We start from the raw sequence: 24,237 nt of genomic DNA, 5'->3' as shown, positions 1-24,237 counted from the left end.
TCTACCCTGGTGCGGTGAGCAATGAAACCCCGCACAGTGGAACCGCTCCCGGCGACCGGCTCGTACGATTCGGTGCGATTGTCTTCGCCATCGGGGCGGTGGCCACGCTCGTCACCGTCGCCCCTCTCTTTCTGGGCGCGGATCCGCTGCCGTCGGCGGCGTACTTCGTCTGCATGCTGATGGGTGTCGGCTTCGCGCTGGCCGCCGCCGGGCTGCTGCGGTCGATCGCGGCGCAGCGGCGGGAGGCCGCCGCGCGGATAAGCCCGGGTGAGTGACTCCGGGTGACTCCAGGCGCCTCCGGGTGACCTCCCGATGACTCCGGGTGGGTGACTCCCGATGACTCCGGGTGGGTGACCCGGGGCGTTGGTTCTCCGGCTTGACGCGTCGGGGTGCGGCTCTTCGGGTTGACGCGTGTGACGCGGTGTCGGTGCTCCTCGTTGACGCGTGTGACGCCGCTCGGGCCGCTCAGCCCGCTGTGTGGCTCTCCAGCCACGCCGGGAAGGCCGTCAGATCGTCCAGCACGACATCGGCCCCGGCCTCGCGCAATTCCTCCGCCCCGCACGGCCCGGTGGGGACCGCCACGGAGAGCGCGTTCGCCGTGCGCGCGCCCCGTACGTCACCCGTGTGGTCGCCGACGTACACCGTCGCCTCATACTCGCGCAGCGCCTCCGCCTTTGCCTCGGCCCACAGCCACCCGATGACCGCGTCCGCCTCGATGCCCAGATGGTTCAGGTGCAGCTTGGCGTTGGGCTCGTGCTTGGCGGTGACGACGATGGCGCGGCCCCCGGCCCGCCGGACCGCCTCGACGGCCTCACGCGCGCCGGGCATGGCGAGGGTCGGCGCGATCGCGTACTCCGGGTACAGCTCGCGGTAGAGCTCGCCGATCTCCTCTATGCGCTCATCGGGGAACCAGTGCGCCAGCTCCTGCTCCAGCGGGGGCCCCAGCCGGGTGATGGCGAGCTCCGCGTCCACGAAGATGCCGGTCCGGGCGGAGAGCGCTTCGTACGCCGCCTTGATGCCGGGCCGGGAGTCGATGAGCGTCATGTCGAGGTCGAAGCCGACCGTCACAGGGTGCGAAGCCATGCCCGCCATTGTGCCTTGATCCACCGCAGACACTTAGCCTCGCCTAACCTGCGATGAAACGATCGAACGGAAGCGATGTCTGCCGACCGTGAGCTACGCGATCCGTCGCTGAGCGACGCCGTCCGGCCGCGCTACGCCGTCCGGCCGCCGGTTCACCCCCGGCGCCGCGCCCGCCACAGCAGGAACAGCACCGAGGCGATGGCGGCGGCCCGTACGACGACCGGCCAGGTCTGCGTCAGCGCGTCCTTCATCCCGTTCTCCGGGATCGGGTCGCCCCACCTGTCATTGGCCCGGCCCCACAGCCAGAGGATCCCGCCGGCCGCGATCAGGCCGGGCATGCCCATCACGGCCAACTTCGCCTCGGCGCGGGACAGCTTGCGGGTGCTGTACGCCAGCACCCAGCCGAAGCCGAGCAGGACCACGTTGCCCAGCGCGGCGCCCGCGACCAGGAGCGCGATCGACAACAGCAGCACCGGGCTCAGCCCGGTCGCCCAACCGGCCCGGCCGGCCCGGCCGGGCGCCGCGCCGCCGCCGGTGTCCGTCGCTTCCGCGGCTTCGGCCTCCGCCGCCTCCGCGGCCGCCTTCTCCTCGGCTTCCTTCCGCTCCTGACGCTCCTGCCGCTCCTGATCGGCCGTCTTGCCCTTGCCGAGCAGTTCGGGGATCTCGACCCCGCCGACGAACCCCTCCACAAAGCCGTACTGCGCATCGTGCTGCTCGGTCTGGGCGAACGGGCCCGGGTCCACATGCCACCAGTCCGGGTTGGACTCGCGCGGGCCCAGCTCGTCCTCGCCCGCGAGATGCGGTGGCGAGGCGGCGGCGGGCGAGCGGGGAGGGGGTGTGGTGGGGGTGATGGGCGTCGGCTTGATCAGGGAAGGCGGGGCGCCCCTGCCCGCATCCGTCGCGTTGCCCTCCCGTGGCGAGGGCACCTTGCCGGTGAGCCCGCTGCGTTCGGCGAGCCCGGCCAGCTTGTCACGGGCCGCCCGCGCCGCGCCCGACCCGCCTGAACCGCCCAGCCCGCCCGACCCGCCCGGCGACTGCTCGGACCCGATCGCGCCCGGCTCACCGCCGTTCCCCGCCGCGGGCGCCCGGCCGCCCGCGGCGGCCACCACCTCGGCCGGCGAGCCGAGCTTCGCGAGAATCCGCTTGACTCCGGCCGGGCTGTCCGTACCACCGGTCGCCCGCCGGTGGTCGATATCGGCGCGCAGCCCGGAGACCAGCCGCATCCGGTCGCCGGACGACAAACCCTGCTGCTGAGCCAGGTCACCGACGCGGCTCAGATAGTCGTAGACGAGCTTTTCGCTCTCGATCCCCACCAAGACCCCTGAGAATGCGCACGGTCGGCGTACAGACGGCTTCGACGGTACCGCGCGGGACCGGAAACCCGCCGCATCACCTGCGTTCGTCACCCCCCGGGTACTGTGGATCGAATGAGCAGCTGGCGGAATCGGGAGGCATGGATGCCCGCAGGGAACCGCCACGGGGACAGCGTCCACATGAGCAGCTGGCGGAATCAGGAGGCACGAATGCCCGCAGGGAACCGCCACCAGGACAGCGTCCACATGAGCAGCTGGCGGAATCGGGAGGCATGAATGCCTGCAGGGAACCGCCACGGGGACAGCGTTCACCCGACCAGCTCGCGGAATCGGGAGGCATGAGTGCCTGCAGAGACCGGCCAAGGGGACAGCGGTCGCGGAGCGCCGCGCACGCTCGCCGAGGAGCTGCGCACCCGCCCCGACGACGCCCTTGCCGCCCTGCTGCGTGCCCGCCCCGACCTGCTCTCCCCCGTTCCTAACGACCTCACCCAGCTCGCCACCCGGGCCGGTACCCGCGCCTCGGTCGTACGGGCCGTGGAGCGGCTCGACCGGTTCGCGCTGCAGACCGCCGAGGCCCTGGCGGTGGCGCCCGACCCCTGCCCGTACGAGACGTTGAGCGCCCTGATGACGGGGGACGAGAACCTTCCGGCCGAGGTCGCCGACGCCGCCGCCGCGGAGGTCCCCGCCGACGTCGCCGGCGTCTCCGAGGCCCCCGGCGTCTCCGTCTCCGGCGTCTCCGCCGCCGACGGCCGCGCCGTCCCCGCCGTATCGCGCGAGCGGATCGCCGCCGAGCTGCCGCGCGCCGTGGCCACCCTCCGCGACCAGGCCCTCATCTGGGGCGGCGACGACCGGCTCCGCCTGGTCCGCACCGCCCGTGAGCTGCTCGCCCCCTCGCCCACCTTCCCCTCCCCGACCGGCCTCGGCCCGACCGTCCACGAGGCCACGGCCGGGATGTCGCCCGGCCGGCTGCAGGAGCTGCTGGCGGCGGCCGGGCTGCCGCCCACGCATGACCCGGTGACGGCCGTGGCCGCCCTCACCGCCCTGTTCAACGACCGCGTGCGGATGGCGGCGCTGCTGTCCGGGGCACCGGCGGGCGCGGCGGCCGTCCTGGCCAAGCTGACCTGGGGGCCGCCGTACGGCGAGGCGTCCGTCGCCTCCCCCACCCCGCCCGTCGCATGGCTGCTGGACCGCGGGCTGCTGCTGCCGTCCGGGCCGCGCAATGTGGTGCTGCCGCGTGAGGTCGCCCTGCATCTGCGCGGTGGCCGCGCCCACCGCGCCCCCGAGCCGGTGGCCCCGCCGCTGTCGGCCGCCGCCGAACATAATCCACAGGCTGTGGACAACGCTGCCGCGGGTCAGGCGTTCACGGCGCTGGCCACCGTCGAGGAGTTGCTGGGGCAGTGGGAGAGCGGCGGGCCGCCGGTGCTGCGCGCGGGCGGGCTGAGCGTCCGCGACCTCAAGCGCACCGCCGTCGCGCTCGACGTCACCGAACCGGTGGCCGCCTTCTGGATCGAGCTGGCCTACGCGGCCGGGCTGCTGGCCTCCGACGGCGAGACCGACGAGCGCTACGCCCCCACCCCCGCCTACGACGACTGGCTGCGGCTGCCCGCCGAGCAGCGCTGGGCTCGGCTCGCCACCGCCTGGCTCGCCGCGACCCGTACGGCGGGGCTGGTCGGCGGCCGCGACGGCAAGGGCCGCACCCTTGCCGCCCTCGGCCCGGACCTGGACCGTTCCCCGGCCCCCGACGTCCGCCGCCGCGTGCTCGAACTCCTCGCCACCCTCCCGCCGGGCGCCTCACCCGACCCCGACGCGCTCATGACCCGGCTGCGCTGGGAGCGGCCGACGAGCCACCGGGGCGGCGCGGCCGGGGTACCCCCTGCCTCTACCGCCTCCGCCGCCTCCGCCGCAACCGCCGCTCCGCCCGCCGATCTGCGCTCGCGACTGGCCCACTGGACGCTCAACGAGGCCGAACTGCTCGGGATCACCGGCCGGGCCGCGCTCTCGTCCCACGGCCGCGCGCTGATCGCCTCCGACCGGGGCGAATCCACCCGCGCCGAGGCCGCCACCACCGCCGCCTCCGCCGCCGCCCGGCTGCTCGCGCCGCTGCTGCCCGCCCCCCTCGACCACGTCCTGCTCCAGGCCGACCTCACAGCCGTCGCGCCCGGCCCCCTGGAACGGCCGCTCGCCGAGACGCTCGGCGTCCTCGCCGAGGTCGAGTCCAAGGGCGGCGCGACCGTCTACCGCTTCACCCCCGCCTCCGTACGGCGCGCGCTCGACGCCGGGCGGACCGCCGACGACCTGCACACCTTCCTCGCCGCCCACAGCCGCACCCCGGTGCCCCAGCCGCTCACGTACCTCATCGACGACATGGCCCGGAAACACGGCCGTCTGCGCATCGGCGCCGCCTCCGCCTATCTGCGCTGCGACGACGACGCCCTGCTCGCCGAGATCCTCGCCGACCGCCGCTCCGCGGGGCTACGGCTGCGCCGCCTCGCACCCACCGTGCTGGCCGCCCAGGCGCCACCGGACGCGCTGCTCGAGGGGTTGCGGGCGATGGGGTACGCGCCGGCGGCCGAATCCGCCGAGGGCGATGTGCTGATCACCCGCGCCGAGGCCCAGCGCACCCCGCCCCGTACACCGCCGACCCCCGTTCCGGACGGCCCGCCGATGCCCGACGAAACGCTGCTGGGCGCGGCGGTACGCGCCATCCGCGCCGGCGACCGCGCCGCGACCGCGCCCCACAAGCCGGTGGCGGCGGCCGCGAGCGGAGGTACGGCGACGGGCACCGGCACCGGCACCGGCACCGGCACCGGCACCGGCACCGGCGATCGGCTCCCCCGCACCACCTCCGCCGACACCCTCGCCACCATGCAGGCCGCGGCCCTCACCGGCTCCGCCGTCTGGATCGGCTACGTCAACGCCGACGGCGCGGCCAGCCAGCGCGTCATCGCCCCGGTCCGCGTCGAGGGCGGCTTCGTCACGGCCTACGACCACACCGCCGACGAGGTCCGTACGTACCCCCTGCACCGCATCACGGGCGTGGCGGAGCTGGCGGACGACTCGGCCTGAGCCGTCCCTCCACACACCAGAGCCGTCCCTCCACGCGCCAGGCTCATGCCCGCCGCTGCCACCAGTGGTGGCGCCGGGGGTGCAGGGCGCGGCCGAGGTGGCGGCCGATCAGGACGTAGCCCAGCAGCGCGCCCGAGGTGTTGAGGATGACGTCGTCGACGTCGAAGGCCCGGCCCTCGACGATCATGCCCTGCACCGTCTCGACCGCCACCATCACCAGCGCGGTCACCAGCACCACCCGCACCGCGCCCCGCGCCTTCGGCATCAGCATCGGCAGCAGCACCCCGAAGGGCGCGCCGAGCAGCACATTGCCGCCGATCTGCTTCACCGTGTCCCGGAAGGCGGGCTGGTTGACGTACTGGCGCAGCGAGTCGCCCGGCCGCAGGTTGGTGTGGACAAGGTCGGCGGAGCCCGGCGACGGTACGAGCGTCGCCTTGGCCAGCGCCGCCGCGAAACCGACCATCGCCACGAACGCCACCAGCATCACCAGCGCCCGCCCCGCATGGGCGAGGAACGAGTCCCGCTGGAGGGGCGGTGCCGTTGTCTCAGTGGCCGGGAGCGTCTGCGCCTCCGGTGTGGACGGCGGCTCGGCGGTCTCGGGCTTCTTCCGCGCCGAGGGCGCCGTCGCGGGCTTCGTGGCCGTCACGGGCTTCGTCGCGGCCTTTGCGGCCTTTTTCGTTATCGCGGGCTTCTTGGCCGGGCTCGTCTTCCTGGCCGGGCCCGGCTTCTTCTTCGCCGCCGCCGTCTTCTTCGCCGCTGTCCTCGTCGTCGTACCCGTCGTCTTCTTGCCCGTCGGCGTCTTCCTGTCGGCCGGTGGCTTCTTGCCCGTCGGCGTCTTCCCGTCGGCCGGTGGCTTCCTGCCCGTCGGCGTCTTCCCGTCCGTCGGTGGCTTCCTGCCCGTCGGCGTCTTCCCGTCCGTCGGTGGATTCTTGCCCGTCGGCGTCTTCCCGTCCGTCGGCGTCTGGTCGCGCACCCGAGTGCGCTGCCGCCGGATCTCCCACCCAGCGATACTGATCACAGGAACCTGCCTCCCGCCGCTCTCCTCAGTCGTCCCGCCGCGTTCCTGTCCACGTGCTCCGCGTTCTTGTCCCCGCTTGCCCGTCGCCGACCGGAGTATCCCTGTGGCCCTCCGCTACGCCTCTCCGATGGGGGACACTGGTTCTTTGGCCGGTAGTACGAAAGGACCCAGGCGCGTGAATGGCCCCCTCATCGTCCAAAGCGACAAGACGCTCCTGCTCGAGGTGGACCACGAGCAGGCCGGCGCCTGCCGCCGCGCCATCGCGCCCTTCGCCGAGCTGGAGCGCGCGCCCGAGCACATCCACACCTACCGGGTGACCCCGCTGGGCCTGTGGAACGCCCGCGCCGCCGGGCACGACGCCGAGCAGGTCGTCGACGCCCTCGTCGAGTTCTCCCGCTACCCCGTGCCGCACGCCCTGCTCGTCGACGTCGCCGAGACGATGGCCCGCTACGGACGGTTGCGGCTGCTCAAGCACCCCACCCATGGCCTGGTCCTGGAGACCATCGACCGCCCGGTGCTCGAGGAGATCCTGCGGTCGAAGCGGATCCAGCCGCTGGTCGGCGCCCGGATCGACCCGGACACGGTCGTCGTCCACCCCTCCGAGCGCGGCCAGATCAAGCAGACACTGCTCAAGCTCGGCTGGCCCGCCGAGGACCTGGCCGGCTACGTGGACGGCGAGGCGCACCCCATCGAGCTGCGCGAGGACGACTGGGCGCTGCGGCCGTATCAGAAGCAGGCCGTGGAGGGGTTCTGGCACGGCGGCTCCGGTGTGGTCGTCCTCCCCTGCGGCGCCGGAAAGACGCTGGTCGGGGCGGGTGCGATGGCCACCGCCAAGTCGACGACCCTGATCCTGGTCACCAACACCGTCTCGGCCCGCCAGTGGAAGCACGAGCTGGTGCGCCGCACCTCGCTCACGGAGGACGAGATCGGCGAGTACAGCGGTACGCGCAAGGAGATCCGCCCGGTCACCATCGCCACGTACCAGGTGCTGACGACCAAGCGGAAGGGCATCTACCGGCACCTTGAGCTGTTCGACTCCCGCGACTGGGGCCTGATCGTCTACGACGAGGTGCATCTGCTGCCCGCGCCCGTCTTCAAGTTCACGGCCGATCTGCAGGCGCGGCGGCGGCTCGGGCTCACGGCGACGCTCGTACGGGAGGACGGCCGCGAGTCCGACGTCTTCTCGCTCATCGGGCCGAAGCGCTTCGACGCGCCCTGGAAGGAGATCGAGGCGCAGGGCTACATCGCGCCCGCCGACTGTGTCGAGGTCCGCGTCAATCTGACGGAGACCGAGCGGCTGGCGTACGCGACGGCCGAGACCGAGGAGAAGTACCGATACTGCGCCACCACCGCCTCCAAGCGGCGGATCACCGAGGCGCTGGTCGCCCGGCACCAGGGGCAGCAGACGCTGGTGATCGGTCAGTACATCGATCAGCTCGATGAGTTGGGCGAGCATCTGGACGCGCCCGTCATCAAGGGCGAGACCAGCAACGCGCAGCGCGAGAAGCTCTTCGGCGCCTTCCGGGAGGGCGAGCTGTCGGTGCTCGTCGTCTCGAAGGTCGCCAACTTCTCCATCGACCTCCCCGAGGCCACCGTCGCCATCCAGGTCTCCGGCACCTTCGGCTCCCGCCAGGAGGAGGCCCAGCGGCTCGGCCGGGTGCTGCGCCCGAAGGCCGACGGCCACCCGGCCATCTTCTACTCGGTGGTCGCCCGCGACACGATCGACCAGGACTTCGCGGCGCACCGCCAGCGGTTCCTGGCCGAGCAGGGGTACGCGTACCGGATCGTTGACGCGGACGAGCTGCTGGCGGACGAGGACGTCTGACGCAGCCCCTGCCGGGCCCATGACTCTTGTCATGGGTGACCGGTGACTGCCAACTCTCCCTGGGGCGTCAGCCGCCCGGAAGGATCGTGTGGTGTCAGGACGACCTGGCAGCACACCATCCAAGGGGCGGGCAATGAGCGTCAACACCCTCAAGCGGCAGGCCGAGACCGAGACGGAGACGCCGTGACGGTGACGCTGCTGTGGTTCGACCAGCGGATCGCCTTCCGGGCTCTGGGCCTCACCCCGGCCCACCTCGCCTGAAGCCGCGATTAATCATTCGCGGCCCGGACGCCCCCTGGCTACAATCGCCCGTCTTGCCGCCTCCCGCTACGGGGAGTGCCACCGCCCGGACGGAAACCGGCCGGTTCCACCAGAGCACCTTCCTTCTCGTATCCGCCGCCGGAGGCTACGCCGTGCCCTCGCACGCCCCTGACCACCCAGCTCCCCTCGCCCGGGAGCGCGCCCATCTCACCGCGTCCCGCTCCGCACTGCGCACCATGCGGGCCGACGCCGAGGCCCTCGACCTCCGGGACGTCACCGCGAACTGGGTGAACGCCGAAGCCCTGCAACACCAGGTCAGCGAGCGCATCAAGGCCCTCGCCGACCTCGCCCACACCCCGCTCTTCTTCGGCCGGCTCGACTATCTGTACGCACCGGGCGCGGAGAACGCACCGGGCGCGGAGACGGCGGAGGGCGCCGAGGATGAGCAGCCCGCCGCCGGAGGCGGCCCAACAGACACTTTTTACATCGGGCGGCGGCATGTACACGACGCCGACGGCGACCCCATGGTCATCGACTGGCGCGCCCCCGTCTCCCAGCCCTTCTACCAGGCGTCCAAGAAGGCGCCCATGGACATCGCGCTGCGTCGCCGCTTCGGCTATACGGGTGGTGAGCTGACCGCGTACGAGGACGAGCACCTCAGCGATCCGGCCGAGGGCGAGCAGGCCAGCAAGCTGCTCCAGTCCGAGATCGAGCGCCCGCGCGTCGGCCCTATGCGGGACATTGTCGCGACGATCCAGCCGGAGCAGGACGAGATCGTACGCGCCGGTATCGGCGGCACCGTCTGCGTCCAGGGGGCGCCGGGCACCGGGAAGACGGCGGTGGGCCTGCACCGCGTCGCGTATCTGCTCTACGCGCACCGCGAGCGGCTCGCCCGCTCCGGCACCCTCGTCATCGGCCCGAACCGCTCCTTCCTCCACTACATCGAGCAAGTCCTGCCCGCGCTAGGTGAGTTGCAGGTCGCGCAGGCGACCGTGGAGGACCTGGTGGCGCGCCCGGCCCTGGGCGTGGAGGTGCGCGGCGCCGACCCGGCCGACACGGCCCGCATCAAGGGCGACGCGCGGATGGCCGAGGTGCTGCGCCGCGCCCTGCGCTCGTACGTCACCATGCCGACCGAGCCGTGCGTGGTCGTGCGCGGCTCGCGCCGCTGGCGGGTGCCGGCGTACGAGCTGGAAGAGATCGTCCAGGAGTTGCTCGCCCGCGGCATCCGCTACGGCGCCGCCCGCGACGCCCTGCCCCAGCGGATCGCGCACGCCGTACTCGTCCGGATGGAGCAGGCGGGCGAGGCCCCCGACGACCGGGTACAGGACGCGGTCGCGCGCACCCCGGCCGTCAAGGCGGCGGTCAAGGCGATCTGGCCCCCGGTCGACCCGGCGAAGCTCGTACTGCGGTTGCTCTCCGAACCCGACTTCCTCGCCGAGCACGCGGACGGCATCCTCGACGCCGACGAGCAGAAGGCCGTGCTCTGGGCCAAACCCGCCCGCAGCGTGAAGTCCGCCAAGTGGTCCCCGGCGGACGCGGTCCTGATCGACGAGGCGGCCGATCTCGTGGAGCGTACGCATTCGCTCGGCCATGTGGTCCTCGACGAGGCGCAGGACCTGTCCCCCATGCAGTACCGCGCGGTCGGCCGCCGCTGTACGACCGGCTCGGCGACCATCCTCGGCGACATCGCCCAGGGCACCACCCCCTGGGCCACCGCCGGCTGGAAGGAGGCCCTGACCCATCTGGGCAAGGAGGGCGCCACGATCGAGGAGCTGACCCAGGGCTTCCGAGTCCCGCGCGAGGTGATCGCCTACGCCTCCCGGCTGCTCCCCGCCATCGCCCCCGGCCTGTCGGAGGCCACCTCCATCCGCGAGGCGGCGGGCGACTTCGCCGTACGGGCCGTGGCCCCGGCCGAGCTGGACACCGCCGTCATCGCCGCCTGCCGGGAGGCGCTGACGCATGAGGGTTCCATCGGCCTGATCGCCGCCGAGGCCCGTATCCCGGCGCTGGCCTCAGCCCTCGGCGCCGCGAGTCTGACGCACCTCTCCCCCGGGGAGGAGACCAGCGCCGAGGCCCGCCTCACCCTCGTCCCGGCGACGCTCGCCAAGGGTCTGGAGTACGACTATGTGGTGCTGGACGAACCGGCCGCGGTGGTGGACGGCGAGCCGGACGAACGTACGGGGCTCCGTCGTCTGTATGTGGCCCTGACCCGTGCGGTCTCGGGGCTGACGGTCGTCCACGCGGCGCCGCTTCCGGAGCGGCTGGCCTGACGCCTGTGGATGCGGGTGGCCGGGTGCGGGTAGCCGGGTGCGGGTGGCCGGATGCGGGTGACTGCATGCGGGTGGCCGGGTGCGGGTAGCTGGGTGCGGGTAGCCGGATGCGGGTTGGGTTGCGGGTTGGGTTGCGGGTTGGGTTGCGGGCTGGGTTGCGGGCTGGGTTGCGGGTTGAGTTGTGGGCTGGTGCGGTTTCGGTGGGTGGTGGGTGCGGGTGCCGGGGCCTCCGGGGCGGGGCCCTGGCCCGTATATTTTTGGCGCCGGTGACCGGAAGCGTGGGGTGGGCCGGAGACTGGCGCCACAAATACACGTCAGCGTCCAGGACCCCACCCCTGCGACCCCGGCCCCCTCCCCGCCGTCGCCGACTACCCGTTCAACCCACCGGCACCGGGGAATCCAGCGCCGCGCGCCACTGGCTGACCGTCGCGGCGTCGACCGGGCCGGACCAGCCGTCTGGGCGGGCCGCGCCGCCGATGTGGAAGGCGTCGATTCCGGCGGCGCGGAGGGCCGGCAGATGGTCGAGGCGGAGGCTGCCGCCCGCCATGATCCGCTGCTCGTAGCCGGGCGTACCGGCACGGCCCGCCTCGGCCAGCAGTGTCGGCAGGCCGTCGTCGACGCCGCGGGCGGACCCGGCGGTGAGGTAGGCGTCCAGACCGGGGAGGTCGGCGAGCTGCTTGCGGAGCGCGTCGCGGTCGGCGGCGTTGTCGATGGCCCGGTGGAAGGTCCAGCGGCTTTCGTCCACGCCTTCCCCCGCGCCGATGACCTCGGCGAGCGTGGCGACCGCGGGCAGGTCCACCCCGTTGTCAGAGGTCAGAAACCCGAGGACGAACTCGTCCGACCCCTCCGCGTGCAGCGCCTCGGCCGCCGCGCACAGCGCGTCGAGCGCGGCGGCGTCGCCCGCCGCGAAGCCGTCGGAGGCGCGGAGCATCACCCGCACCGGCAGGTCCACGGCCGAGCGGACCGCGGCGAAGGTGTCGCGGGAGGGGGTGAGCCCGGCGGCGGCGATGTCGGTGACCAGTTCGAGGCGGTCCGCCCCTCCGGCCTGTGCCGCGATCGCGTCCGCCGGGTGGAGGGCGATCACCTCGAGAATTGGTCTAGACATGGATCACAGCCTGCCACACCCGGCCCGGGCCCAAACCGGTACCCCACAATTGGCCCATGGCCACCTCGCCCCACCCGGCACACGACGCCCTGCTCTCGCGCTGGGAGCCCCTTCTCACCAGCGCCCGCGAGGCCGACAACCCCTCGCCGCGCCCGTACGGCGAGGCGCTTTTGGCCCGCTGGGCGGAACCCCACCGCCGCTACCACACCACCGATCACCTCATCGCGGTCCTGGACCGGGTCGACGAGCTGATCGCACACGCCACCGACCCCGCCGCCGTCCGCCTCGCCGCCTGGTTCCACGACGCCGTCTATCTCCCGGAGCGCGATACGAACGAGGAGCGCAGCGCCCGCCTCGCCGAACGCGCCCTCCGGGAGGCGCGCGTCCCCGAGGCCCGCACCGCCGAGACCGCCCGCCTGGTCCGCCTCACCCGCGACCACGACCCCGCTCCGGGCGACACCAACGGCGAGGTCCTCTGCGACGCCGACCTGGCAGTGCTGGCGGGGTCCCCCGAGGACTACGGCACCTACGCCTCCGCCGTCCGCGAGGAGTACGCCTTCGTTCCGGACAACGCTTTTCGGGAGGGCCGCGCCAACGTCCTCCGCCATCTGCTCGGGTTGCCATGCCTGTTCCGCACGCCCGAGGCCCACGCCCGCTGGGAGCAGCCCGCCCGCCGCAACATGGCAACGGAGCTGGAGCTGCTGGGTGCGTAGCATTTTCCCCTGAGGCCCCTAAAGTTGACGAACTACTCAGGTGCCCGGGGGCGCCTAAGAGCTGTCCCGTAATGACTGATCTCGGTGTCATGATCTTGCCATGACTGGTCTGATCACGACGTCGGAGCCATCCTGGATAGCCCCGTTCACTGGGCTGAGCCCGCGGCAGTTCGGCAAGCTCGTCACTGCGATGCGGAGCGAACGTACGGACCAGGTGCGCAAGGGGCGACCGTGGAGCCTGACTCTGGCGGACCGGATCCTGCTCGTAGCGGCTTACTGGCGTACGAACTTGACGCTGAGGCAGCTCGCCCCACTGTTCGGGGTGTCGAAGTCGGCCGCTAACCGCATCATCGGCCACCTCGGACCGTCGCTTGCGCTTCAGCCCCGTCAGCGGTTCCGTAAGGACGCCGTGCTGATCGTCGACGGCACCCTAGTGCCCACGCGGGATCATACGGTTGCCGAGCAGTCGAAGAACTACCGGTACTCGACCAACCACCAGGTCGTCATCGACGCCGATACCCGACTCGTCGTCGCCGTCGGCCGACCGGTCACGGGCAACCGCAACGATTGCAAGGCATGGGAACTTTCCGGTGCAAAGGCCGCCGTCGGCCGGGCCACGGTCATCGCGGACGGCGGCTATCGGGGCACCGGCCTGCTCATCGCGCACCGCCGTGAACGCGGCCAGACCGAACTGCCAGCTTGGAAAGAGGAGCACAACACCTCCCACCGCAAGGTCCGGGTCCGCGTCGAGCACGCCTTCGCGCGGATGAAGGCATGGAAGATCCTTCGTGACTGCCGTCTGAAAGGCGACGGCGTTCACACCGCCATGCTCGGCATCGCCCGGATGCACAACCTCGCCCTCACGGGGTAACTCCCTCCCCATACGATCCCAGAGAGGCCCAAGGGAGGCGGCTCCCCGCCTCCCTGGCTCGGAGAGTGCTCAGTCGATACAGAACTCGTTGCCCTCGATGTCCAGCATCGGGATGCACGACTCGTTTTCCTCATCGGCATACAGCGTTTGCACGTGGGTCGCACCGAGCGCGACCAGTCGTGCGCACTCGGCTTCGAGCGTGGCGAGGCGCTCGTCCCCCACGAGCCCGGTGCCGGCCCGGACGTCGAGATGCACCCGATTCTTAACGATCTTGCCTTCGGGGACGCGCTGGAAGTACAGGCGCGGGCCCACGCCTGAGGGATCACTGCAGGCGAACCATGATCCCTGCTTCTCAGGAGGCAGGGTGCGGTTGAAATCGTCCCAGGTGGTGAACCCCTCCGGTGGCGGCGGTATGACGTACCCCAACACTTCACACCAGAAGCGAGCGAGGCGCTCAGGTTCTGCGCAGTCAAAGGTGACTTGGAACTTCTTGATCGCTGACATCGGCGCACCGTACCGCGTACCAGGGGGACCCTGCCGCTCATTTCCCCAGGCGGATCCGCCCGTCACCCGTCGCATCCTGGGCCGCCTTGGACACCAAGTGATCAAACCGGACAGTCCACGAGAACGACGCGACCGTGGCGGCGGAGCGCCCCAGTGGTCCCCAGGATCCAGTCCTGACCAACCACCTTCATGCCAAGATCAGTTGCGGGACAACCCTTAGCATGGGCGACAACCCGCTCCGGCTCGACGAGCAGACGTTGGAATTCTGGGTCGAGGTGACCGACGAGGACTCGCCCAACAGCGACTCGAAGAGCATCTTCAACCGCAACGGCGACGCCACCCTCCGCGCCGTGCCCCTCGGCCCACTCCGCAAGAACCTCGCCGAGGCCGTCGACGCCCTGCAGAAGGTCTTCGCCGACGTCGCCGCCCGCGACGACGCGCTGCGCCTCGCGGAAGCCCAGCTGTCCTTCCAGGTCAGCGCGAGCGGCAGCGTGCAGCTCATCGGCACCGGCCAGATACAGGGGACGAGGGGCCTGACCCTCACCTTCAAGCGCCCGTAGCCGCTGCCCATGCCCCGCCACAAGGCGCTGCTCATCGGCGCGAGCGACTACGACGAGCCGGGCATCAGCTCGCTGCCGTTCGTACGGGACGACCTCCAGCGGCTTGTCACGGCGCTGACAGATCGAGGCTTTCACTCAGCGGAGATCGCTGAGCGCTGGCGCGGCATCACGCCCAACTTCGTCAACGACCGGGTCAGCCGTTTCCTGCGGGACGCGCGGCGCGACGACACCCTGTTCATCCTGCTCAGCGGTCACGGTCAGCACTTCCAGGGGACCGACTACCTCATCCCGGAGGATGCGAGCTTCAACGTTCACCCCTTCGCGGCCAGTTGCGTCGCCATCGACTGGGGAAAGCAGCTGAACGAGTGCGCGGCGGCACAGGTCGTCTTCCTCATTGACGCCTGCAGGGAGGGCATACAGCAGGACTCCATGGGCCCGGCCGGCATCGCGCAGACCTGACCACGCCTGGATTTCAGGTGCCCGACCCGCTGCCCACCCCCGATCTCGCGACACGGGAGACTGCCCAGCTCTACAAGAAGCACCGCAGCATAAGCAGCTGGCCCGTCGACGAAGTAGCACTGGACGTCTTCGCCCTCGCCCAGCTGTCGCAGGCACGGGCGATCCGATTTCGGTGGTCGCTGCACGGCTCACCGAACTCGGCTGCACCATCGCACCCCGCCCCGCGTTTCTGGAAACGCTTACTCAGGAGGATGTCCACGAGCTGCAGTTCGACCACATAGTGGGCAGGGGCAAGGCCACCCGCTGCCCCTCCGACCACCTGTGCGCGGCTGCCGAACTCACCGGCCGTACGGTGGAAGAGATCACCGACGGGTTGAACGGGCTCGGCCTCGACGTACAGCCGATCCCGGATGACCTCGCAGCGGACATCGCCATGGAGAAACAGCTCGAAGCCGTCCTGAGCTCAGAGAGGCCCACGCCGACTGCGCCCACGCGCCGCAATCGCCCCATCGGACAGATCTCTCTCCCCGCCCTCGCCTCTGTCGCCAACGACAAGGTGAGCAGCGGCGAACTCCGCTTCCTGGCCAACCGGCTGACCGAGGCGTTGAGGGACGCCTTGCGGGTCGCTGAGAGCCGGGGCGGACGGCTACTCACGCCTGACGAGCACGGCACTGATGAGCCGGACGACGGCCACTGACCGCAACACTGAAGCTGATCACTCGCGGTAGTCGTGGGGCGGGTTGGTGTAGGTGTGGCCGCTGGGGGCCGTCCAGGTCGCGGTGCCCGTGGCCGGGTTTCGGGTGAGGGACCAGCCGGGGTGGTGGGTCTTCATCAGGTGGTGGCGTCGGCACAGCGGGGCCAGGTTCTCCGGGATGGTCTGCCCTCCGGCTGCTGGGTTGTGGTGGTTGAACGGCTCGACGTGGTCCAGGTCGCAGCGGTGGGCGGGCATATGGCAGGTGGGGAAGGTGCAGTGGCCGTCCCGGGCGATCACGTGTCGTTCGGTCTCGGCGGTGGGTTTGTAGGTGGTGGGGTCGGTCTTGATGAGCATCCCGGTCGCAGGTTCGATGATCAGGCGGCGCCAGACGGTGCCGTCGGCGAAGGCGACCTCCCGGGCCTGGCCGGCGGTGATGGGTCCGTGGCCCTTCAGCTGGGCGGGGTCGTCGCTGTCGCCGACCAGGACGTCAAGGGGGACGGTGACCTGCACGACGGCCGCCGAACGCCCGCTCGGGGCCTGGGCGCCGCTTCCGGTGTGGTTGACCACCAGGTCGAACAGAGCGTCCACCCGCTTCTGCTCCAGCGTCCGGCCGTCATCCGCCAGGGTGGCGGCGTGGACGTCGACGGCCTGGGTCATCGCGGCGGCCTGTTCGGCGGGCAGGATCGCGCCCCACATCGCCATGCCGTCATCCTTCGGGTAGTGGACCATCTGCCGCTCACGCTCGCGGGCCTGGTGACGCTGCTCGGCGCCGTGTGGGTCGGCTCGTACAATCTCCCGCGCCAGGGCGCGGCGAGTCTGGCCGGTCGCCATGCCCGGCATCTTCTCCGCCAGAGCGGCTTCGACCTGCCCGGCCACCTCGGGGTCCAGGACGGCGCAGGCTTCAGTGACGGCCACGGCCTGCATGTAGCAGATCTCGCCCCGCTCCAGCAGCCCGAGCGTGGTCGGGTAGTGGCGGTCCAGCTCCCGGGCCACCTCCAGGCGCTTGGCCGCCGTGGTGCCCGACAGTTTCAGGGCGCAGGCCACCTCCTCGCAGGCGAAATTCCACTCACCCTCCGCGTTGCGGTCCCATACGCCCGCCGGTAAGGCATCCTGCGCATCCGCCTCCAGCGCCGCCAGGATGTGGGCCTGTTGAGCCTGGATCCAGGCCGCATGCCGCTCCAGGGCTTTCAGCGCGTCGATACGGCCGGTGCGCGACAGCTTCTTCGCGTCCAGCACCGGCAGCACCGATGCCGTCTCCGGGCCCGGCGATGTGGTGGCCAGGTAGGCGGCCCAATCGTCCGGTGTGCCTGGGCCGTTCAGCGAGCAATTCAGTCGGCCGTTCAGCGGGCTGTTCAGCGGGCTGTTCAGCGGGCCGTTCAGCGGGCCGTTCAGTAGGTCGTTCAGCGGGCCCGTCAGTTCGTTGGTGGTGTCCCCCGTCATTGCGATCATTTCGATCACCCCCCAGTAATGCGCTCAACACCCGCTCCCCCAGCGGGCTCACACCCCTTATTCTTGCTCACTCAGAGTGACGATTCTAGGTCACGACCCCCACACCACCCCATCGAGTGATTGTTCGGAAACCCGGAACTCCGATCCCGTCCCACCCTGTCCCGCCCCGTCCGATTCCGCGCGGAGGAATGACGGCCCGCCCGGGCGGCGTTGTGCCTGGCATGCCCTCACCAGCCGCTCGCGCTCGCTCCCGTATGCCCGTCGCCGTCTATGTCCTCGGTCTGTCCGTCTTCGCTCTCGGTACGTCCGAGTTCATGCTGTCCGGGCTGCTGCAGCCCGTCGCCCGGGACATGGGGGTCTCAATTCCGGAGGCCGGGCTGCTCGTCTCGGCGTTCGCGATCGGAATGGTGGTCGGGGCTCCGGTGCTGGCCGCGGCGACGTTGCGGTTGCCGCGGCGGACGACGTTGATCGCGCTGCTGGCTGTGTTCGGGCTCGGGCAGATCGCGGGCGCACTGGTGCCGACGTATGGGATGTTGTTCGCGTCGCGGGTGGTGAGTGCGCTCGCCTGTGCGGGGTTCTGGGCGGTGGGGGCGGCCGTGGCCGTGTCGCTGGTGCCGGTGAACGCGCGGGCTCGGGCGATGGCCGTGATGGTCGGCGGGTTGAGCATCGCGAATATCGCGGGGGTGCCCGCGGGGGCGTTGCTGGGGCAGCACGCGGGGTGGCGGGCCGCCTTTTGGGCGGTGGCGGGGCTCTCGGCGCTCGGGCTGGTCGGGGTGGTCGCGCTCGTACCGCATACGGAGGTGCCCACGGGTGAGGACTGGCCGCGGCTGCGGGCCGAGTTGAGCATCTACCGTGACCGGCAGGTGTGGCTGGCGCTGGCCGGTACGGCGCTCAGCGGGGGCGCGGTCTTCTGCCTGTTCTCCTATCTCGCGCCGCTGCTGACGGAGGTGGCGGGGCTGGCGGAGAGTTGGGTGCCGACGGTGCTGGCGCTGTTCGGGGTCGGCGCGCTGATCGGTACGGTGATCGGGGGACGGATCGCCGACGCCCATCTCTTCGGCACGATGTACGGGGGCATCACGGCCTCGACGGTCGTGCTGAGCGTACTGGCGCTGACCGCGCACAGCCCCTTCGCGGCCGTGACCATGGCGCTCCTGCTCGGCTTCACCGCCTTCTTCACCGCGCCCGCGCTCAATGCCCGGATGTTCAACGTCGCGAACGCCGCCCCGACGCTGGCCGGTGCGACCACCACATCCGCTTTCAACATCGGCAATACGGTGGGCCCCTGGCTCGGCGGACTCGTCATCGACGCGGGCTGGGGCTATCCAGCGGTGGCCTGGACGGGCGCGGCGCTCGCGGCGTCGGCCGTGGGAACGACGGCGGTCGCCTCCCGGCTGCATCGGGCGGACGGGGCCTCCCGCGTGATCGCCGGGTCGCCGGCGACGGACTCAGAACCTGAGCGGACCGGCCGCCTTGAGGGTGTGGAGGACGGGGGCCGTCTCCAGGGCGCGGATCGCGTCGAGTGAGCCCAGGCGGTGGGTGAGGTAGTGGTGGAGATCGGCCGGGTCGGCGCACAGGGCGTGGGCGACCAGGTTGCCGGCGCCTGTGGTGGCGGCGACCACGGCTAGTTCCTCGTGCTGGGCGAGGGTCCTCGCGACCTCGTCGAGGTGGGCGGGGGCAACGGCCATCCACAGCAGCGCCTGGGTGGTCACGCCCAGCAGCGCGTCATCGATCTCTACGTCGAAGAAGAGCGTGCCGCGGGCGCGGAGGCCGGCCAGGCGGCGGGCGACGGTGGCCGGGGACCAGCCGGTGGCGACGGCCAGATCGGCATGGCTGGCGCGGCCGTCGTGGCGCAGGGCGTCGAGCAGATCCTGGTCGGCGCCGGTCAGGGGCGGCGGGGTAGACGGGGTTGTGGGTGGGGCGGCGGACGGGTCCGGGGGCTCGGGTGGCGGCGGGGTGAGCTGCCGCCGCTGGTCGTCGCCGAGCGCGCCGAGGTGTCCGCGCCACGCGGTGGGGCCACCGAGGTAGGTGTGGAGCACCAAGTGGGCGGAGACCGCAGTGATTCCGGCGGTCCGCGGGATGTCGCGCAGCAGCATCGAGCGCGAGGCGGCCGCCCCGCGCGGTGTGTGGACGATGGTGACGATCTCGGTGCCCCCGGAGGTCAGCTTGACCCATGAGGTGTCGGGGCGCCGGGCCAGGGAACGGGCGAGCGTCTGGGCGGTGGCCGGGGTGGCGGCGAGCCGCACCAGCCACTGAGTCTGCCCGGCCCGGTGCGGGTCCGGGAGGCCGACCACCCGCAGGGCCGCCTCGGCGCGCAGCCGCTGATAGCGGCGGGCCACGGTCTGGGTCGAGACCCCGAGGGCCGCGGCGATCCGGCTGAACGGCGCCCGCCCGTCGAGGTGCAGGGCGTGGAGCAGGCCCCGGTCAATGTCGTCGAGCATGCACATTTCCCTCAGTGAGCCATCTGACGTGGAAAGAAGTTAGCAACATCGCCCGCTGGATGGAACGTCGTTCTCTGTCGGCACACGCTGGGCCGCGAACCGAAACAGAAAGGCGGAGGGCTGATGGCACAGGGTGTGGTGGCGACGGCGGCCGTGGCGTACCGATGGCGGTGGGCGGCGCTGGCCACTCTTATGGCCGCCGAGGCGATGAACGTGCTGGACTCCACGATCGTGCAGGTCGCCGCGCCAGTCGTACACGCCGACCTCGGCGGCGCCGAGTCCGACATTCAGTGGTTCGGCGCCGCCTACACCCTGCCGTTCGCACTGTTCCTGGTGACCGGCGGTCGGTTGGGGGACGTGGCCGGGCGCCGACGGGTGTTCGTGGTGGGGGTGGCCGGGTTCGCGCTGGCCTCGCTGTGCTGCGCGCTGGCCACCACCGCCGGAGCGCTGATCGCCGCGCGGGCGGTGCAAGGCGGCGCGGCCGCCCTGATCATCCCGCAGACCATCGGGCTGATCCGCGCCATGTTCGACGGCGACGAGATGGCGAAGGCGCTGGGCTGGAACGGACCAGTGGTGGGCCTGGCCGCGGTGTGCGGACCGGTGCTCGGCGCCGTGCTCACCCACGCCGACATACTCGGCTCCTCGTGGCGGGCGGTGTTCCTGGTGAACCTGCCCCTCGCCGCCGCGGTACTGGCCACCGCCCGGCTGCTCCGCGAGGACAGGGCCGCCCACCCGGTACGGCTGGACATCCCCGGCACCGGGCTCGCGGTGCTCGGCATCGGGCTGGTCGTCTATCCGCTCATCCAGGGCGACACCATGGGCAGTTCGCTGTGGAGTGGGGTGGCGATCGCCGGTGGTGTCATCGTCCTGGTGGGGTTCGGGTTCCATCAGCGCCGGGGCGCCCGGCGCGGCCGTAGCCCACTGGTCGAGCCGAGCCTGTTCCGCCACCGCGGCTTCCCGGCGGCGCTGGCCGCCTCGACGCTCTTCTTCGCGGTGATGAACGGGCTGATGCTGGTCGTGGTGTTGCACGCCCAACTCGGCCTGGGGCGCGACGTACTGACCGCCGGGCTGAGCCTGCTGCCCTGGTCCGGTGGGCTCGCCGTCTCGTCCTGGGTCGCGGGCGCGTACCTGGTGCCACGCCATGGGTCGCGGGTGATGTTCGCCGGGCTCGTCGCCCTGCTGGCAGGGGCCCTGGCCGCGCTCGCCGTCTACCACGGTGCGCGGCCCACGGCCTACCCGTGGCCGCTGCTCGGGGCGATGGCGGTGAGCGGCGTTGGGCTCGGGCTGTTCACCGTCCCCTTCTTCACCACCGCGCTCTCCCGGGTGCGCCCGCACGAGACCGGCTCCGCCGCCGGGCTGCTCAACGCGGTCCAGCAGCTCGGCGCCACCCTGGGCATCGCACTGCTCGGCACCACGTTCTTCCACGGCCTGGGGCACCGATCGGCGACGCCCGGCGCCGCGCTCATTGCCGTCCAACACGCCTTCTGGGTCGCCGTCGGGCTCATCGCCGCTGCGACCGCGGCAGCGGGCCTGATGGTCACCCCGTCGGTCACCCCGTCGCAGAAGGCTCGCCCGGAGCGGAGGCCAGGGCGGTAGGAACAGTAGGCGCGGTACGGGCGGCACGGGGGCAGTAGAGGCGGTACGCGCCGCAAGGCCAGGCGCTCGCGTCACGCCTCAGCCGCGCGGCGGCCCTTCGCGCGCCGCAGCCCCGCCGCCGCGAGCCGGCGCACCAGCTCCTTGCTCCCGGCCTCCACCGCGCCTGCCCGTACCGCCGCCGCGTACAGCTCGCTCGGTACGTCGTAGTGGTCCCGGTCGAAGCCGCGGCGGGGCGCGCCGATGCGGGCCGCGAAGGCGTGGAGTTCGTCGTACGAGACGTCGCTGACGAGGTGCGACCACATACGCCCGTGGCCCGGCCAGGACGGCGGATCGATGAGGACGGCCATCAGAGGGTGGTCCCAGGGGCGGTCGGGAGAACGAAGCGGCCAGCCATCAGAGGGTGGACCCAGGCGCGGTCGCACAGTCAGCCACGAGAGCGGTCCCAGGGCCGGCCACAGGGCCGGCCACGGAAACGAAGCCACCGGCCATCAGAGGCTGGCCCCCAGCGAGCCGACTCGCGCCACCGCGACCGCGGTCTTGCCGCACACCCAGTGCGGGTCGGGGCCCAACTCGGGCTCCACGTCGAGGGCGTGGAGGTCGCCGCCCTGTGTGCAGACGGGGCACAGCGGCCAGCGTCCGTAGCGCTCCAGCAGTGCGTCCTGGACGTCCTGGGCGACCAGGCCCGCGATGTATTCGGCGCCCTCGGGCCATTGCTCGACCCACCACCGCCGGTGCGCGATCGCGTCCTCGACCAGCGAGACGATGTCGGCCTGGGCGACTTCTCCCGCCGCGAGGTCGGCCAGGACGAGCGCGCGGGCCGCGTGCAGTGCGTGTTCGAGCTTCATGGGTCCCATTGTCACCTTTGCATCCTTGCGGCGCCTTCTCACGCACATGCCACCCGGAGGGTTGAACGGCACCACGGCCGGAAATAGATTTCAGAGATGAGTGGCAAGCTGAAGGAAACTTTCATGCCCGCACAGTCCCCGCCCGAGGCCACCCCGCCCGCACCGGCCGCGCTCGCGGCGAAGGTCCGCACGTTAGCCCCCTCCATGACCCGCTCCATGCAGCGCGTCGCCGAAGCCGTGGCGGGCGATCCGGCCGGCTGCGCGGCGCTCACCGTCACGGCGCTCGCGGAGCGGACGGGCACCAGTGAAGCCACGGTCGTACGCACGTCCCGGTTGCTCGGTTACCCCGGATACCGCGATCTGCGCCTCGCGCTCGCCGCGCTCGCGGCGCAGCAGGCGGCGGGCCGGGCCCCGGCCGTCACGGCGGACATCGCGGTGGACGATCCGATCGCCGATGTCGTCGCCAAGCTCGCGCACGAGGAGCAGCAGTGTCTGGCCGACACCGCCGCCGGGCTGGACACCAGCCAGGTCGAGGCGGCCGTCGCGGCGCTGACCGCCGCCCGCCGCATCGATGTGTACGGGGTGGGCGCGTCGAGCCTCGTCGGCCAGGACCTCGTCCAGAAGCTGCTGCGCATCGGGCTGATAGCCCACGCCCATGCCGATCCGCACCTCGCGGTCACCAACGCCGTGCAGCTGCACTCCGGGGACGTCGCCATCGCGATCACCCACTCCGGCCGTACGACGGACGTCATCGAGCCGTTGCGCGTCGCCTTCGAGCACGGTGCGACCACCGTCGCGATCACCGGGCGGCCGAACGGCGAGGTCACGCAGTACGCCGACTTCATCCTCACCACCTCGACCGCGCGCGAGAGCGAGCTGCGCCCGGCGGCCATGTCCAGCCGCACGAGTCAACTTCTCGTCGTGGACTGCCTCTTCATAGGTGTGGCGCAGCGTACGTACGAGGCCGCCGCGCCCGCGCTGTCGGCCTCGTACGAGGCTCTCGCCCACCGGCATGACCACCGGCCCGGCCCTCGCTGACCGAGCCCCCCCCCGCTGACACCCCGTACCGGAAAGAGCCGCTTCGCCATGACTTCCGCCGCTGACCAGGAACAGCTGCGCGCCCAGCTGGACACGCTCACCACCGAGGCGTTCCGCCCCGAGCTCGCCGAGATCGACCGGCTCGAGACCGTCGAGATCGCCCGCATCATGAACGCGGAGGACGCCGCCGTCCCCGCCGCCGTCGCCACCCAGCTCCCCAAGATCGCAGCCGCCATCGACGGCATCGCCGAGCGGATGTCCCGTGGCGGCCGGCTGATCTATGCGGGCGCGGGCACCGCCGGCCGGCTCGGGGTGCTCGACGCGAGCGAGTGCCCGCCGACCTTCAACACCCGGCCGGACCAGGTGGTCGGGTTGATCGCGGGCGGGCCGAGCGCCGTGGTGACGTCGGCCGAGGGGGCGGAGGACAGCAAGGAGCTGGCCGCCGAGGATCTCGACCGGATCGAGATCGGCGCGGAGGACACGGTCGTGGGCGTCTCCGCCTCCGGCCGTACCCCGTACGCCGTGGGGGCGGTCGAGCACGCGCGGCGCCGTGGCGCGCTCACCATCGGGCTGTCCTGCAACGCCGGCTCGGCGCTCGCCGCCGCCGCCGACCACGGCATCGAGGTCGTCGTCGGCCCGGAGCTGCTCACCGGCTCGACCCGGCTGAAGGCCGGGACGGCGCAGAAGCTCGTGCTCAATATGCTCTCGACCATCACCATGATCCGGCTGGGCAAGACCTTCGGGAATCTGATGGTCGACGTACGCGCCTCGAACGAGAAGCTGCGTGCGCGCTCGCACCGGATCGTCTCTCTGGCGACCGGCGCCTCGGACCAGCGGATCGAGAGCGCGCTGGAGGCCACGGACGGCGAGGCGAAGAACGCCATCCTCACCATTCTCGGCGGGGTGGACGCGCCGACGGCCGAGAAGCTGCTCGGCGAGGCGAACGGGCATCTGCGCACCGCCCTTGAGGCCGCCACAGGTTGACGGCCGCCGCCCGGCTGAAAGCCGCCACAAGCTGGGCAGACGGAGACCCACGGGCATCTGCGCACCGCCCTTGAGGCCGCCACAGGTTGACGGCCGCCGCCCGGCTGAAAGCCGCCACAAGCTGGGCAGACGGAGACCCACGGGC

General features: G+C 71.8%; 23 protein-coding genes. 13 read left to right on the top strand and 10 right to left on the bottom strand.

Translation table 11 applies throughout. The annotated features are described in order from the left end of the window. The first annotated feature begins 14 nt into the window (after positions 1-14). A complete protein-coding gene (locus ABZS71_RS21250) occupies positions 15-275 on the top strand; it encodes a hypothetical protein (RefSeq protein WP_355858096.1) in 261 nt (86 codons plus the stop codon). A gap of 190 nt (positions 276-465) precedes the next feature. Here ABZS71_RS21250 and ABZS71_RS21245 read toward each other — a convergent pair whose 3' ends face one another. Continuing rightward, the gene (locus ABZS71_RS21245) at positions 466-1,083 is read right to left on the bottom strand and encodes an HAD family hydrolase (RefSeq protein WP_356212294.1); all 618 of its coding nucleotides are present in this window, start codon (positions 1,081-1,083) and stop codon (positions 466-468) included. Positions 1,084-1,235: 152 nt separating this feature from the next. Beyond that, the gene (locus ABZS71_RS21240) at positions 1,236-2,396 is read right to left on the bottom strand and encodes a hypothetical protein (RefSeq protein ID WP_356212291.1); all 1,161 of its coding nucleotides are present in this window, start codon (positions 2,394-2,396) and stop codon (positions 1,236-1,238) included. A gap of 342 nt (positions 2,397-2,738) precedes the next feature. Between ABZS71_RS21240 and ABZS71_RS21235 the strand changes: the two genes are divergently transcribed. Continuing rightward, positions 2,739-5,462 carry a helicase-associated domain-containing protein gene (locus tag ABZS71_RS21235; RefSeq protein ID WP_356212288.1) on the top strand — a complete coding sequence of 908 codons (2,724 nt, stop codon included), beginning with the start codon at positions 2,739-2,741 and terminating at the stop codon, positions 5,460-5,462. A 43-nt stretch (positions 5,463-5,505) separates the two neighbouring features. Here the strand turns inward: ABZS71_RS21235 and ABZS71_RS21230 are convergent, their stop codons facing one another. Both ABZS71_RS21230 and ABZS71_RS21225 read right to left on the bottom strand, forming a co-directional pair. Beyond that, positions 5,506-6,108 carry a VanZ family protein gene (locus tag ABZS71_RS21230; RefSeq protein ID WP_356212286.1) on the bottom strand — a complete coding sequence of 201 codons (603 nt, stop codon included), beginning with the start codon at positions 6,106-6,108 and terminating at the stop codon, positions 5,506-5,508. Beyond that, positions 6,008-6,463 (bottom strand): hypothetical protein, encoded by a 456-nt coding sequence (locus tag ABZS71_RS21225; RefSeq protein WP_356212283.1) that lies wholly within the window; start codon positions 6,461-6,463, stop codon positions 6,008-6,010. Before ABZS71_RS21225 ends, ABZS71_RS21230 begins: the two co-directional genes overlap by 101 nt. Before the next feature lie 192 nt (positions 6,464-6,655). Between ABZS71_RS21225 and ABZS71_RS21220 the strand changes: the two genes are divergently transcribed. Next, positions 6,656-8,305, top strand: coding sequence for a DNA repair helicase XPB (locus ABZS71_RS21220; protein ID WP_355858082.1), 1,650 nt, complete (start codon positions 6,656-6,658; stop codon positions 8,303-8,305). 413 nt (positions 8,306-8,718) lie between these two features. Then, entirely contained in the window at positions 8,719-10,836 is a 2,118-nt protein-coding gene (locus ABZS71_RS21215; protein ID WP_356212375.1) for an ATP-binding domain-containing protein, read from the top strand. Between the two features lie 376 nt (positions 10,837-11,212). Here ABZS71_RS21215 and ABZS71_RS21210 read toward each other — a convergent pair whose 3' ends face one another. Next, on the bottom strand, positions 11,213-11,941 hold the full coding sequence (locus ABZS71_RS21210) for a copper homeostasis protein CutC (protein WP_356212281.1): 729 nt from the start codon (positions 11,939-11,941) through the stop codon (positions 11,213-11,215). A gap of 56 nt (positions 11,942-11,997) precedes the next feature. Between ABZS71_RS21210 and ABZS71_RS21205 the strand changes: the two genes are divergently transcribed. Next, complete coding sequence (locus tag ABZS71_RS21205; protein WP_355858076.1) at positions 11,998-12,654, top strand: hypothetical protein; 657 nt, start codon at positions 11,998-12,000, stop codon at positions 12,652-12,654. 100 nt (positions 12,655-12,754) lie between these two features. Then, positions 12,755-13,525, top strand: coding sequence for a transposase (locus ABZS71_RS21200; RefSeq protein WP_356212278.1), 771 nt, complete (start codon positions 12,755-12,757; stop codon positions 13,523-13,525). 69 nt (positions 13,526-13,594) lie between these two features. On the opposite strand, the gene ABZS71_RS21195 is transcribed toward ABZS71_RS21200, so the two are convergent. Then, a complete protein-coding gene (locus ABZS71_RS21195; protein WP_168489401.1) occupies positions 13,595-14,029 on the bottom strand; it encodes a VOC family protein in 435 nt (144 codons plus the stop codon). Positions 14,030-14,250: 221 nt separating this feature from the next. Between ABZS71_RS21195 and ABZS71_RS21190 the strand changes: the two genes are divergently transcribed. From ABZS71_RS21190 to ABZS71_RS21180, 3 genes are all read left to right on the top strand, one after another. Beyond that, positions 14,251-14,589: a hypothetical protein gene (locus ABZS71_RS21190; RefSeq protein WP_356212276.1), complete on the top strand. Its 339-nt coding sequence runs from the start codon at positions 14,251-14,253 to the stop codon at positions 14,587-14,589. A gap of 9 nt (positions 14,590-14,598) precedes the next feature. After that, the gene (locus tag ABZS71_RS21185; RefSeq protein ID WP_356212273.1) at positions 14,599-15,048 is read left to right on the top strand and encodes a caspase family protein; all 450 of its coding nucleotides are present in this window, start codon (positions 14,599-14,601) and stop codon (positions 15,046-15,048) included. 172 nt (positions 15,049-15,220) lie between these two features. Further along, positions 15,221-15,745 carry a hypothetical protein gene (locus tag ABZS71_RS21180; protein WP_356212271.1) on the top strand — a complete coding sequence of 175 codons (525 nt, stop codon included), beginning with the start codon at positions 15,221-15,223 and terminating at the stop codon, positions 15,743-15,745. A gap of 18 nt (positions 15,746-15,763) precedes the next feature. Here the strand turns inward: ABZS71_RS21180 and ABZS71_RS21175 are convergent, their stop codons facing one another. After that, positions 15,764-17,191, bottom strand: coding sequence for a DUF222 domain-containing protein (locus ABZS71_RS21175; protein WP_356212268.1), 1,428 nt, complete (start codon positions 17,189-17,191; stop codon positions 15,764-15,766). A gap of 221 nt (positions 17,192-17,412) precedes the next feature. On the opposite strand from ABZS71_RS21175, the gene ABZS71_RS21170 reads away from it, so the two are divergent. Then, the gene (locus ABZS71_RS21170) at positions 17,413-18,714 is read left to right on the top strand and encodes a Cmx/CmrA family chloramphenicol efflux MFS transporter (protein WP_356212265.1); all 1,302 of its coding nucleotides are present in this window, start codon (positions 17,413-17,415) and stop codon (positions 18,712-18,714) included. Here ABZS71_RS21170 and ABZS71_RS21165 read toward each other — a convergent pair. Next, entirely contained in the window at positions 18,637-19,629 is a 993-nt protein-coding gene (locus ABZS71_RS21165) for an Lrp/AsnC family transcriptional regulator (RefSeq protein ID WP_356212262.1), read from the bottom strand. The two genes, ABZS71_RS21170 and ABZS71_RS21165, sit on opposite strands and share 78 nt — an antisense overlap. Before the next feature lie 123 nt (positions 19,630-19,752). Here ABZS71_RS21165 and ABZS71_RS21160 point away from each other — a divergent pair, with 123 nt between their 5' ends. Further along, positions 19,753-21,225, top strand: a complete 1,473-nt coding sequence (locus ABZS71_RS21160) for an MFS transporter (RefSeq protein WP_356212260.1) — start codon at positions 19,753-19,755, stop codon at positions 21,223-21,225. A gap of 71 nt (positions 21,226-21,296) precedes the next feature. On the opposite strand, the gene ABZS71_RS21155 is transcribed toward ABZS71_RS21160, so the two are convergent. Together ABZS71_RS21155 and ABZS71_RS21150 are read right to left on the bottom strand one after the other, a co-directional pair. Further along, a complete protein-coding gene (locus tag ABZS71_RS21155; RefSeq protein WP_356212257.1) occupies positions 21,297-21,572 on the bottom strand; it encodes a DUF4031 domain-containing protein in 276 nt (91 codons plus the stop codon). A 141-nt stretch (positions 21,573-21,713) separates the two neighbouring features. After that, positions 21,714-22,079: a hypothetical protein gene (locus ABZS71_RS21150; protein ID WP_355842153.1), complete on the bottom strand. Its 366-nt coding sequence runs from the start codon at positions 22,077-22,079 to the stop codon at positions 21,714-21,716. Between the two features lie 87 nt (positions 22,080-22,166). Between ABZS71_RS21150 and ABZS71_RS21145 the strand changes: the two genes are divergently transcribed. Both ABZS71_RS21145 and murQ read left to right on the top strand, forming a co-directional pair. Further along, positions 22,167-23,108, top strand: a complete 942-nt coding sequence (locus tag ABZS71_RS21145) for a MurR/RpiR family transcriptional regulator (RefSeq protein ID WP_356212254.1) — start codon at positions 22,167-22,169, stop codon at positions 23,106-23,108. A gap of 48 nt (positions 23,109-23,156) precedes the next feature. Next, the gene (murQ, locus tag ABZS71_RS21140; protein ID WP_355842084.1) at positions 23,157-24,092 is read left to right on the top strand and encodes an N-acetylmuramic acid 6-phosphate etherase; all 936 of its coding nucleotides are present in this window, start codon (positions 23,157-23,159) and stop codon (positions 24,090-24,092) included. Positions 24,093-24,237 lie beyond the last annotated feature (145 nt).

It is taken from the genome of Streptomyces sp. NPDC005393, assembly GCF_040606675.1.
Classification (GTDB): Bacteria; Actinomycetota; Actinomycetes; order Streptomycetales; family Streptomycetaceae; genus Streptomyces.
The sequence above is the reverse complement of the archived record's forward strand: the minus strand, read 5'-3'. Positions and strand labels throughout refer to the sequence as shown.